Source organism: Streptomyces sp. NPDC055025 (assembly GCF_053608565.1).
Genome location: NZ_JBSGVS010000004.1, coordinates 214,668 through 226,139, shown reverse-complemented (window position 1 = coordinate 226,139; position 11,472 = coordinate 214,668). Strand labels below are relative to the sequence as shown.

The following is an 11,472-nucleotide window of genomic DNA, read 5'->3' as shown; positions in this document are numbered from 1 at the left end:
GTCCAAGTACGTCCAGTACGAGCACGATCCTCCGCCTTGCGATCGCACGCACCAGACGCCGCGGGCCCCGCCCTCCGGGCGGACGGCGGGACTTTCGAAACACGCCCTAGGGCACCACGACTACAGTTCCACGACGACGGTCCCGAAGTGCCGGCCTTCGATCAATTCCCGCAACGCCAGCGGCGCGCGATCGATGCCCGCGATCCGGGTGTGGGGGAAGCTGATCTCGCCGGAGCGCAGCCAGTCGCCGAACCGACCGGTCCACTCCTTCTCCATCCCGGGGTGGTCCGCGCCGCTGTACCCGCGCAGCGAGACGCCCTTGACGACCAGACGGAAGGCGTCGATCTCCACCGGCGCGCTGCCGCCCGCCCGCTCTGCCGACAGTTGCCCCGACAGCGCTCCGACCAGGGCGAAACGCGCGCCTTGCCGGGCAGCGCCGAGTGCCGCGACCAGTTGCTCGCCGCCGACGTTGTCGAGCAGGACATCGATCCCCTCGGGCGCCGCCTCGGCGAGCTGCGCGGCGATGGGACCGGCCCCGCGCAGTACGACCGCGTCGTAGCCCAGTTCGGCGACCAGTCGCTCCGCCTTCTCCGCCGAGCCGGTGCTGCCGATCACCCTGCCGGCGCCCAGCAGCCGGGCGATCTGCCCGGCCAGGGAACCCACGCCGCCCGCCGCGCCGGTGACGAACACGGTGTCCCCCGCGCGGACTTCGGCGAGACGGGTCAGCGCGCCGTAGGCGGCGGATCCCGAGGTGAGGTGCGCGACCGGGTCGGGCAGTGTGCCGTCCACAGGGGTGCAGTCGGCGGCGGCCACCAGGGCGTACTCCCGCCAGCCGAGCGGATGGGTGACCGTGTCGCCTAGGCGCAGCGGGCTGCCGGCCGGCGCGGCCACGACCTCGCCCACGGCCGGGCCGAACAGGGTGTCGCCGCCGCGCAGCGGTGGCAGCGGTACGCCGTCGACCTCCCCGCCGATCAGGGTGCGCAGACCGGGGAAGACCAGGAAGTGCCGGTTCCTGACGAGGACATGGTCCGACCCGGGCTCGGGCAGCGCTGTCTCGACGACGGCGAAGTGTTCGGGCGCGGGCAGTCCCTCGGGGGTGGCGGCGAGCCGGATCTCGCGGGCGGTACGGGGCAGGACTGCGGTCATGTTGGGGCTCCTGGGGGTGGGGTCGGGGCAGCGCGGCAGGGCGCGTGTCCGGCGTCGGCGTGCGGTGACGCTAACCCCTGACGCGTACGTCAGGGTCAAGCCGACGCGGGCCGCGGTGAGCCGCTGGGGTGGGCGGACCGGGCGGTCTCGCGGCGGGGGAGAGGGCGGAGGGAGCCGTCCCTGGGACGCGGGTCCTCCCTCACTGGCATACGCGGTCACCGGGAGCGAGAATTGCCACGGCAGGCCGGGTGCCGATGGCCCCGGCGTTTCCGACGCACCGGAGGCGGCGAGAGGCATGACCACACCGCGGGACCTGTACCTCGTCTCCATGGACATTCCGTCCGGCCACCCGGTGGAGCGGGGCGATCTGTCGCTGGCGCTCGCGGGAGCCGAGGTGATCGACCTCCTGAACGCCCGTGCCGTCAGACTGGAGGACGGTCACCTCGTGCCGGACGACCCGCCGGCGATGACGGACCGCCTGCTGGGCGAGGCCGCGTCGTCGCTCGTCCGGCAAGCGCCCTACGAGACGGTCTCCGACTGGCTGTGGCGCAGGGGCCGCGGTCTGGCCGCCGTCTATCTGGCCGAGCTGGAGGCGCGAGGGCAGATCATCTCGCAACAGCGACGCCGCTGGATGGTGTTGCGCACCAGTCGTACGGTGCTGACCGATTCGCCCGACCGGCGCCAGGCGGCGAATCGCTGGGCGGCGGACGAGCCCGTCCTCGCCGCCCTCGCGGCAGCCGTCGGAATCCACGGCGGTATTCACGACGCCCCGACCGGGGAGGCCCCCGGCGTGCTCGACGACACGGTGGAGCGGGTGCTCACGGAGGTCGAGGAAGCGGTGGGGGAGTTGGTGGCGGAACGTCAGCGGCGCGACCGCAGGCGCGAAGAGGCGGCCGAGGACAACCGCCGGCGGGGCTACTGAGATCCGGCGCCCGGCGGAGAGGCCCGCGCCAAGGTAGGTCCGTCCCGAGTCCCGGAACGGACCTACCGGGGTGCCGGAACGGACCTACCCGGGTGCCGGAACGGACCTTTCGGATGTCCGGGCACCGGAGATCCATGAAGGGTCTGGACCAATCGTCTTCACCTGCTCCCTTATGCTCCTTTTCGCCTGATTGACGGGACGATCATGGGGCTCTTGGCGTGTCCGCGCCAAGGGCCGAATCCATGCCCTCGGCATCTCCGTCCGGGGCGCAACAGGCTGCCCCGACTGGGCAAGGGGGCACGTTGCGCAGAGCACCGCGCAGGACACGGAGACCAGGGAGCAGCACCGCCGCCGCCGTCGTCGCGGGCGCGGCGGCACTCACCTTGGCGGCGACGGCCGGGACGGGCACGGCGGCGACCGGCCCCGCCCCGGCCCGTACCTCCGGACAGACAGCTTCCGGACAGACTGCCGCGGGACCGACAGCTTCCGGGCAGGCGGCCCCCGGGCAGACATGGGCCGCGCCGGCAGCAGCCCCGGCGGGGGCCGAGGCCCCGCGTGAGGTCACCCTGATCACCGGTGACCGGGTCCTGGTCGACGATCACGGAAAGACGGTCGGACTGCGGCCCGCCCCGGGCCGTGCCTCGGTACCGGTCCAGATGCGCGAGGTCAAGGGCCACTCGTATGTACTCCCGGCGGACGCGGCCGGGTTGATCGCCACCGACAAGCTGGACATCCGGCTCTTCGACGTCACCGAACTGAGCCGCCCCGAGTACCGGACCCTCACGGGCGACGGGGTGCCGCTGCTCGTCTCGTACCACGGCTCCGGGGCGCGCAAGGCGGCGGGCCAGGAGGCCCGCGCGGAGCTGCGGGCGCAGGACGGCACCACCGTACGGGCCGAGATCGACGCCGTGGACAGCGAGGCGCTGACCGTACGGAGGAGTGCGGCGGCCGAGGCGTGGGCCTCGCTGACCGCGCGCTCCGCGCGGGGCCTGCGGCTCGCGTCCGGGGTCCGCTCCGTCCGGCTCGACGGTCTGCTCAGGACGACGCTCGACGTCAGCGTCCCGCAGATCGGCGCGCCGAGCGCGTGGGCCGCCGGACACGACGGCAAGGGCGTGAAGGTCGCCGTCCTGGACACCGGTGTCGACACCAACCACGCGGACTTCGCGGGCCAGATCGTCGCCGGGAAGAACTTCACCTCCGCCGACTCCGCCGACATCATGGACCGTTACGGCCACGGCACCCATGTCGCCTCCATCGTCGCCGGGACCGGCGCGCAGTCCAAGGGCCAGTACAAGGGCGTCGCCCCCGGCGCGCGACTGCTCATCGGCAAGGTGGCCGGCGACCGAGGCGCGGCCACCGAGTCCGCGATCATGTCCGGTATGGAGTGGGCCGTGGACGAGGGGGCGAAGATCGTCAACCTCTCCATCGGCGGCCCCGACACCCCGGGTGTGGATCCCCTGGAAGAGACCGTCAACAGGCTCTCCGCCAAAGCCCTGTTCGTCATCGCGGCCGGCAACTCGGGGCCGCGCGACTCCACCGTCGGCACACCGGGCACGGCCGACGGCGCGCTCACCGTCGGCGCCGTCGACAAGCGGGACACGATCGCCGACTTCTCCTCACGGGGCCCGCGCATCGGCGACGGCGGGGCGAAGCCCGACATCACCGCACCCGGTGTCGCCATCACGGCCGCCGCCGCCAAGGGCAGTGTCATCGACCAGAATCCGGGCGTACCGCATCCCGCCCCCGGATATGTCACGCTCGACGGCACCTCCATGGCCACCCCGCATGTGGCGGGCGCGGCGGCGCTCCTCGCCCAGCAGCACCCCGACTGGAGCGGTGCCCGGCTCAAGGCCGCGCTGACCGGCTCCGCGAAGCCCGGCCCGTACAGCGCGGTCGAGCAGGGCAGCGGCCGGGTCGACGTGACACACGCCATCACCCAGAGCGTCGTCACCGAGCCCGCCTCACTGAGCTTCGGTGCCCCGGCCTGGCCGCACACCGACGACCAGCCGATCACCAGGACGCTCACCTACCGCAACACCGGTACCGAGCCGCTCACCCTCGATCTCGCGGCCACCGCCACCGGTCCGAAGGGCGCGGAAGCGCCTGCCGGCTTCTTCGCCCTCGGCGCCTCGCGGGTCACCGTCCCGGCCGACGGCACCGCGTCCGTGGACATCACGGCCGACCCGACGCTCGGCGGCGATACGGAGGGCGTCTACAGCCTCGCCGTCACCGCGACCGGCGGCGGCCAGAGCGTACGCACCGCCGGTGCCGTCCTCCGCGAGGGCGAGATGTACGACCTCACCCTCAAGGCCACGGCCCGCGACGGCTCCGCACCGGCGGACGGCGACTGGACGGCGTTCATCTACGACCTGGGCGCGCAGACCATGGTCAGGGTGTCCGGCGACAACGGCTCGGCCCAGGTGCGCCTGCCCCGCGGCATCTACACCATCCTCGGCGAGGTCCCGCTGCTCAGCCCCGACCTCGTGTACATCGGGGACGACTGGGTCGCCGCGCCCCGGCTCGAACTGACGAAGGACACGGTGCTCGCGGTCGACGCGCGCGCGACCGAACTGATCGACATGGCACCGCCGGACCCGGACGCCTCGTACCAGTCCGGATTCCTGACCATCTCGCCGCGGGAGGCGCCGGGACCGATCATCCTCTACATGGGCAACCTGTCGGAGGGCTTCCGTACCCAGCAGGTCGGCCCCAAGCCCCGGCCGGGCACGGTCAGTTCGTATCTGCTCTCCTCCTGGGCGGGCGACGGCACGGACTATCTGCTCGCCGACACCCTCAAGAACGCCTTCTACACCGGACATGTCCAGCACGCGAAGGCCGCAGACCTGGCGAAGGTGACGGTCAACACGGGCGGCACGGTCACCGGGGGGAGATGGGGGCAGATCGCCTCGGCCCCGGACTTCCCGACCTCCGTACCGGTCACCTTCACCGACCTGGCGAGCACGACCACCTCGTATCTCCAGGGCGGTTACGCGTGGCAGCGGACCTTCCAGCAGCGGCGCGGAGGGACGGCCGAGACGCAGTATGCCCTCCCGTCCCGGGTGTACCGCGGCGGAAAGCCGTACACCGAGGACTTCAACACCGCGGTCTTCGGGCCCGCGCTGGTCGAGGGCGGCGGTCTGACGCGCGACGGCGACCGGCTGACCGGTGCGATACGCCCCTTCGCCGACGGCGCGGGACATGACGGAAGCAGTCTGTACGACCCCGCCACCGCGTCCACCACGCTCTACCGCGACGGCGAGGAGTACGCCACGGCCGACGGCGTCCTGGACGCGGTGAGCTTCGATCTCCCTGCGGAGAGGGCGAGATACCGGCTGGTCACCACCGTCGGCCGCGCCACCACGGGCGTATCGGCGGTCACCACGCGGGTGAGCTGGTCGGCCGAGTTCACCTCGGGGCACACCGCGAAGCCGACCGCCCTGCCCGCGAGCGTGGTGCGCTACACGCCGGAACTCGGCCTGGACGCGCGGGCCGTGGCGGGCGCCACGCAGAGTGTGCCGGTCACCGTCCAGGGCTCGGCCGCCGGCCGGAACCTCACGTCGCTGACGGTGTCCGTCTCGTACGACGGTGGTACGTCGTGGTCGAAGGCGGCGGTACGTGACGGACGCGTGCGGGTCGTCAACCCGGCGGCGGGCGGCACGGTTTCGTTCCGGGCCGACGTCAGGGACCGTGCGGGGAACGTCTTCTCGCAGACGGTGCTGGACGCGTATCTGACGAAGTGACGCGTCGGGTACGGAGCAGGGCCGGGGACGGAGCAGGGCCGGGGACCGGCCGCACCGGCCCCGGCCCCGCGCGGGGCCCGCGGCGACGGTTCGGACGGTGAACCGGCGCCCTGACAACGATGTCGCGTGATCTTGTGCAAGGCCCGGCTCGCGCGTCGGGCACGGTCGCCGTCGTGCGGATACGTTGGAAGGGACGCGCCACTCGGCTCGCCGTCCGATGGGAGACGTGCGATGGAGAACGACATGGAGATGTCCGGACAGACCGCCCTGGTCACCGGCGCCACCGCCGGTATCGGCCGCGCCGTCGCGGTTCAGCTCGCGCGGGAGGGAGCCGAGGTCGTCGTACACGGCCGTGACGCCCGGCGCGGCGACGAGGTCGTGGCCGGGATCGAGACCGCCGGAGGCAGGGCCCGGTTCGTCGAGGCCGATCTCACCGACACCGCGGAAGTGCTGCGGCTGGCGCTGGAGGCGGGCGAGGTCGACATCCTGGTCAACAACGCGGGCGTCTACAAGTTCCTGCCCACCTCGCGGATGACCGACGAACTGTTCGATCTGCACATGGACCTGAACACCAGGGCTCCGTATCTGCTGGTGCGTGAACTCGCCCCGGGCATGGTGGCACGGGGACACGGATCGGTCGTGAACGTCGGCACGCTCGCGGCCTCGGTCGCCACCCAGGGCACCGGTATGTACGCGGCCTCCAAGGCCGCTCTGGAGCAGCTGACGAGAGTCTGGGCCGCCGAGTACGCCGACAAGGGCATCCGTGTCAACGCCGTCGCGCCCGGCCCGGTCCGGACCCCCGGCACCGACGCGATGGAGGCCGCCACCCTGAAGTCGATCGCCCACACCACCGCGCTGGGCCGGGTCGCCGAGCCCGAGGAAGTGGCCGAGGCCGTGGCCTTCCTCGCTTCCGACCGCGCCAGCTACATCACCGGAGAGGTGCTGGAAGTGGCCGGTGGCCGGCCCGGCATCGGCTGACACACGCCGCACACGCCGATGCTCCCGCGCGTACCCGCCCCCGGTGCGCGCCGGTGTGCTGTCGAGCGTCCGGCGGGGTGCCTGGCAGGGTGCCCGGCCGACCCGGACAGGACCTACGGGTTCTCCGCGCTCCGTTCGACCTGCCGCAGAATGGCGGTGGCGGCCGGCCGCATACCGCCGTGGCCGAAACGGTCCGTCAGCGCCCGTGCCCTGCCCGGCGAGCGGCCGAGCCCGGCCGCCAGACCGGCGAGTTCCTCCGCGAGCCGTTCCCGCAGGCCCTGTTCACCGGCCAGTCGGCGCACGGCCCCGCTGATCTCCCGCATGACCGCCGCCGGTTGCGCGGTGTGGTCGACGGGCAGGCCGATGTCCGCCCAGTCCAGGCGCGCGCGGTTCGCGCGTATCGGCCATCGCGGCCACCCCCTGGGGAAGGGTCGGCTCGCCCGGCCGTCACGGCGCGCTCGTCCGGTGCCCGCCTCGCGCTCAACGACGACCGGGGCGGCCGGGTCACGGCAAGCGGGTCACGGCAAGCGGGTCAGGCCCTTGATCTTCCAGAGCGAGCCGCCGCCGGTGACCTGCGCCGCGTAGGCGTTTCCGTCGCCGTCGAGCCGGAAGATGACGGAGTTGAGCCCGCGGACGGTCGCGATATGTGTGCCCCGGCCGGTGGCCGGATCCAGCCGGGTGACCTGGTCGCCGACGGAGAAGTAGACGAGACCGTCGGCCGCGACCGAGATCGACGTCGGCTCGTAGAACTCCTTCGCCACGCTCCTGACGGCGCCGGTGGCCAGGACGGTCTCCAGGATGCGGCCGGTGAACATGTCGGCGGTGTACGCCTTGCCCTCGCCGTCGAGCGCGATGCCCTGGGACAGACCGAGCCCGGAGGCGACGACCCGGACGCTCCCGCCCGGCGCGAGTTCGTAGAGCTTGCCGCTGCCGCCCGTGGCATAGGTCGTGCCCGCGCTATGGACGATGGCGTGCAGCGGACCGAGCCCCGAGGCGAGGAGTTCCCGTGATCCGGTGCCGAGGTCCACCTTCAGCAGATTGCCGTCGAAGTCGCCCACGTAGGCGCCGCCTTCGCCGTCCAGATCGATGCCACGCAGATTGCCGAGCCCGCGTGCGACCGTGCTCGTGGCCCCGGTCGCCAGCTCCACCTCGCGCAGATCGCCGTTCTGGTACGTGATGTAGGCGTGCCCGTTCGCGTCATAGGCGGAACCGACCGGCTCGCCCAGCCCGCCGGCCACCTGCGTACAGGCCGAGGAAGGGCAGTTGACGACCGTGACCGCGGCGGCCGCACTCGGCGAAACCGCCAGCCCCGCGCCGACGAGCGCGCCCAGCACCACGCCCGCGGTCCGGGCACGCCATGTCCTTGATGAAGTCACGATCGATCCGCTCCCTTGGGGGTATGGCCGCGCCCAACCCGACGTCGGCCGCTGCCACTTGGTAGCACGCGGCGTCGATGTGATCGTCCGTCACGCGACAGGAAGGCCGAAAACCAGCCCCGCTCAGGCCGCTCTTCTCCCCGGTCCGGCGCTTCCGCGACCTGCCGACGCTCAGCCCCGCGAGGGCGGCGAGAGCTGTTCCGGGACCGCCTCGTCGTCGAAGGTTCCGGCGGCGGCCGTGGACGGGTCCGGCGCCGGGCGGGGCCAGATACGGCCCAGCCGCCGTTCGATGTCGGAGTTGAAGCGTTCCAGCGCGTCGGTGAAGGCGGTGACCTCTTCGGGGGTCCAGTCCGCGAGTACGTTTCCCAGACCGTTCACCACGCGGTCGCGCTCCGTGTGGAGCCGGCTCCGGCCGACAGGCGTGATGCGGAACTTGCGGGCGATACCGCCGTCGGGATCCGCGACGCGGTCGACCAGATCGGCGCGGAGCATCGCGGAGGTCTGACGGTTGAGGGTCGAGACGTCCAGTCCGAAGGCGTCCGAGAGCTGCGCGATCGACATCGGGCCCTCGATCTCGATCCTGCTGAGCAGCAGATAGGCGCTGCGGTCCATGAGGCCGCCCTCCCGCTTGCCCCGGGGAGATGTGGAGTGGCGCCCCAGGAGCATCAACTCGCGCTCAAGCCGTCGGCTCTCCCTCTCCACAGCGACCATCCTTCATCGTCTCTTCCCGGGCTCGTTCCTCTTGTATACCACGTCGTATGCATAGCGCATATCGCATGTATGATGCCTATCGATTGCATGATGCACATCCTTGCCGTGGAGGGAACACAGTGAACGACCAACAGTCCGGCTCCGGCCCCAGCGCGCGCTCCGGGGTGATCGTCCTGGTGCTGGCGTGCGCCGGGATCGTCGCCGCCTTGATGCAGACCCTCGTGGTACCCCTGGTCGGCGAGCTGCCCCGGATACTGGACACCAGTCCCTCCAACGCGTCCTGGGCGGTGATCGCCACCCTGCTGGCGGGAGCCATCTGCACTCCGGTCGTCGGCCGGCTCGGCGACATGTTCGGCAAGCGGCGCATGCTGCTGATCTGTGTGGTGCCCCTCGTGGCGGGCTCGGTGGTCTGCGCCCTGGCCGACTCGCTCGTCCCGATGGTGATCGGGCGGGCCCTCCAGGGCATGGGCATGGGCATAGTCCCGCTGGGCATCAGCGCCGTCCGTGATGTCGTGCCGACCGAGCGCGTGGGCTCCTCCATCGCCCTGATCAGCGCCTCCCTGGGCATCGGCGGAGCGCTCGGCCTGCCGATCGCCGCCGCCGTCGCCGAGAACGCGAGCTGGCGCATTCTGTTCTGGGGAGCGGCCGGGCTCAGCGCCCTGGTCGGCGTGCTGATCTGGCGGGTCGTGCCGCACACCGAGACCACCGGCCGGGGCGGCTTCGACTATGTGGGCGCCGTCGGACTCGGCGCGGGACTGCTCTCTCTGCTGCTGGTCGTCTCGAAGGGCGCCGACTGGGGCTGGGGGAGCGGTACGACCCTCGGCCTGTCCGCCGTGGCCGTCGTTCTGCTGCTGCTGTGGGGCCGGTGGGAGCTGCGCGTCAAGGACCCGCTGGTCGATCTGCGGGTCACGGTCAAGCGTCAGGTCCTGCTGACGAACCTCGCCTCGGTCGTCGTCGGCTTCTCCATGTACGCCCAGTCGCTCATCGTGCCGCAGCTCCTCCAGATGCCCGAGGCCACCGGCTACGGGCTGGGCCAGTCCATGCTGGCCGCGGGTCTGTGGATGGTGCCCGGCGGTCTCTTCATGATGGCTCTCTCCCCGGTGGGCGCCAAGCTCTCCGCGGCCCGTGGCCCCAAGGTCACCCTGTTCGTCGGTTCCCTGGTGATCGCCGCCGGCTATGCCTCGTCCCTCTTCCTGATGGGCTCCGCCTGGGGTCTGATGATCGTCGTCTGCATCGGCAGTACGGGCGTCGCCCTCGCCTACGGCGCCATGCCGGCGCTCATCATGTCCGTCGTGCCCCAGTCCGAGACGGCGGCCGCCAACGGCTTCAACGCCCTGATGCGTTCCGTCGGCACCTCGGTCTCCGCCGCGGTCGTCGGTGTCGTCCTGGCGCAGATGACCGTCCGGATGGGCGGATTCGAGATCCCCTCGGAGAACGGGTTCCGTACCGGGATGATCATCGGCGGTGTGGTGGCACTGGTCGCCGCCGCCATCACCCTCGCGATCCCCGGCCGCAAGGCGCCCTCCATGGACCAGGCCGCCCCCGTCTCCTCCGGCCCCCAGGAAGTCTCCGGTCTCGCCCGGAGCTGATCCGTACGAAGCGGACCGGTCGGACCGGTCGGACCGGTACGGGGCCGGTCCGCTCCGAGCGGCGGCCGGCGAGACGCCGTCGACCCGGGCCAGCGGGTCGCCGGGGGTGGGGGTGTCCCGGCGGCCCTTTCCGCATCGGCCCTCTCCGCGTCCCTGAGTACGCGTACTCACGCCGCCCGGCCGGTGCCGGGCGACGATGAAGTCCCGAACTCGCCGTGACCGGAGGGCCGTTCATGCTCAGCCGTATCGCCGGCGCCGTCGTGCCCCTCTTCGGACACCTCACGGTCACGGCCGACACCGACGCCGCACTGCGGCCCGGCAGCATCATCGCCGCGAACCACACCTCGCTCAGCGACCCGGCGGTCGTTCTCGCCGCCCTGCACCGCCTCGGCGTGGAGCCCGTCGTGCTGGCCGCCGCCGGGCTGTGGCGGATCCCGCTGCTCGCCTCGGCACTCACCCGGGACGGCTTCGTGCCGGTCCACCGCGGCGGTCCGCGGGCCGCCCACGCCCTGGAGGACGCCGCGGAGGCGCTCACCGCGGGCCGTCTCGTCCTGCTCTACGGCGAGGGAGGCCTCCCGCACCGCAAGGACGCCGGCGAGGCCGCTCCCCGTCCCTTCCGCAGCGGTATCGCCCGGCTGGCGCGCGCCACCGGCGCCCCGGTGGTGCCGCTCGGCCAGGCCGGGGCGCGCCGGCTCGTCTCCGGCGGCCCCGCGAAACAGCTCGCGGGCCTGGCCACCGCTCCGCTGCGCCGGCCGGACCTCCATGTCCATATCGGTGCCCCGGTGCGGCTGTCCGGTGAACCGGCCGTCGCCACGGCCCGTGCCCACCGCGCGGTCTCCGCCGCCTGGCGCACGGCGGCGGCCCGGATCGGTGAACCGGTCGCCGCCGCCGCTCGCGTGCGTCCTCCCGGGCCCTCTCCGGCGTCTCCTCCGCCTGAAGAGGCGGCAGCGGGGTAAAGGAAGCGGCATGCGGTCCGTAGCGCCCTCGGTCCGCTCCCCTCGATACGCGCA

9 protein-coding genes are annotated in these 11,472 nt (G+C 72.4%); 5 read left to right on the top strand and 4 right to left on the bottom strand.

Annotation, left to right across the window (positions count from 1 at the left end; translation table 11 throughout):
• Positions 1–120 precede the first annotated feature (120 nt).
• The gene (locus ACWGDX_RS04565; protein WP_453622181.1) at positions 121–1,146 is read right to left on the bottom strand and encodes an MDR family NADP-dependent oxidoreductase; all 1,026 of its coding nucleotides are present in this window, start codon (positions 1,144–1,146) and stop codon (positions 121–123) included.
• Positions 1,147–1,441: 295 nt separating this feature from the next.
• Between ACWGDX_RS04565 and ACWGDX_RS04560 the strand changes: the two genes are divergently transcribed.
• From ACWGDX_RS04560 to ACWGDX_RS04550, 3 genes are all read left to right on the top strand, one after another.
• Positions 1,442–2,068, top strand: a complete 627-nt coding sequence (locus ACWGDX_RS04560) for a GOLPH3/VPS74 family protein (protein ID WP_453622179.1) — start codon at positions 1,442–1,444, stop codon at positions 2,066–2,068.
• A gap of 302 nt (positions 2,069–2,370) precedes the next feature.
• Positions 2,371–5,808, top strand: coding sequence for a S8 family serine peptidase (locus ACWGDX_RS04555; protein WP_453622177.1), 3,438 nt, complete (start codon positions 2,371–2,373; stop codon positions 5,806–5,808).
• A gap of 231 nt (positions 5,809–6,039) precedes the next feature.
• A complete protein-coding gene (locus ACWGDX_RS04550; protein ID WP_453622175.1) occupies positions 6,040–6,786 on the top strand; it encodes an SDR family NAD(P)-dependent oxidoreductase in 747 nt (248 codons plus the stop codon).
• A gap of 113 nt (positions 6,787–6,899) precedes the next feature.
• Here ACWGDX_RS04550 and ACWGDX_RS04545 read toward each other — a convergent pair whose 3' ends face one another.
• The 3 genes from ACWGDX_RS04545 to ACWGDX_RS04535 all read right to left on the bottom strand — a co-directional run bounded on the left by ACWGDX_RS04545 (position 6,900) and on the right by ACWGDX_RS04535 (position 8,873).
• Positions 6,900–7,109, bottom strand: a complete 210-nt coding sequence (locus ACWGDX_RS04545) for a hypothetical protein (protein ID WP_453622173.1) — start codon at positions 7,107–7,109, stop codon at positions 6,900–6,902.
• Between the two features lie 195 nt (positions 7,110–7,304).
• On the bottom strand, positions 7,305–8,162 hold the full coding sequence (locus ACWGDX_RS04540) for an SMP-30/gluconolactonase/LRE family protein (protein WP_453622171.1): 858 nt from the start codon (positions 8,160–8,162) through the stop codon (positions 7,305–7,307).
• A 171-nt stretch (positions 8,163–8,333) separates the two neighbouring features.
• Positions 8,334–8,873: a MarR family winged helix-turn-helix transcriptional regulator gene (locus ACWGDX_RS04535; protein WP_453622169.1), complete on the bottom strand. Its 540-nt coding sequence runs from the start codon at positions 8,871–8,873 to the stop codon at positions 8,334–8,336.
• A 119-nt stretch (positions 8,874–8,992) separates the two neighbouring features.
• Between ACWGDX_RS04535 and ACWGDX_RS04530 the strand changes: the two genes are divergently transcribed.
• Together ACWGDX_RS04530 and ACWGDX_RS04525 are read left to right on the top strand one after the other, a co-directional pair.
• Complete coding sequence (locus ACWGDX_RS04530) at positions 8,993–10,462, top strand: MFS transporter (RefSeq protein ID WP_453622167.1); 1,470 nt, start codon at positions 8,993–8,995, stop codon at positions 10,460–10,462.
• A gap of 233 nt (positions 10,463–10,695) precedes the next feature.
• Complete coding sequence (locus tag ACWGDX_RS04525) at positions 10,696–11,418, top strand: lysophospholipid acyltransferase family protein (protein WP_453622165.1); 723 nt, start codon at positions 10,696–10,698, stop codon at positions 11,416–11,418.
• The last annotated feature ends 54 nt before the right edge of the window (positions 11,419–11,472 follow it).